Origin of the sequence: Acetobacter orientalis (genome assembly GCF_000963965.1) — a bacterium.
Classification (GTDB): domain Bacteria; phylum Pseudomonadota; class Alphaproteobacteria; order Acetobacterales; family Acetobacteraceae; genus Acetobacter; species Acetobacter orientalis.
Genome location: NZ_BAMX01000054.1, coordinates 1 through 299 on the forward strand (window position 1 = coordinate 1; position 299 = coordinate 299).

General features: G+C 55.2%; 1 pseudogene. It reads left to right on the plus strand.

The features are described 5' to 3' along the window. Positions 1 to 299: pseudogene (locus Abor_RS12490) on the plus strand (transposase); the annotation flags it as partial.

Sequence of the window (299 nt, forward strand, 5' to 3'; positions counted from 1 at the left end):
CTGAGCGGGATCGTTTATGTCATCCGCAACGGCCTTCAGTGGAACGATGCTCCGAAAGCGTATGGTCCGCACAAGACTTTATACAACCGCTTTATCCGGTGGAGCCGCCTGGGTGTCTTTGACAGGATCTTTGTCGCCTTGGCAGAACAGGCTGGCCGTTCGATGCGGCTGATGATTGATGCAACACACCTCAATGACACCGGACGGCGGCGTCCCTGCTCAAAAAGGGGCTTTTCTCCGCCATATCGGACGGATAAAAGGCGGCCTGAACTCAAAACTTCACGCCGTGTGCGATGATC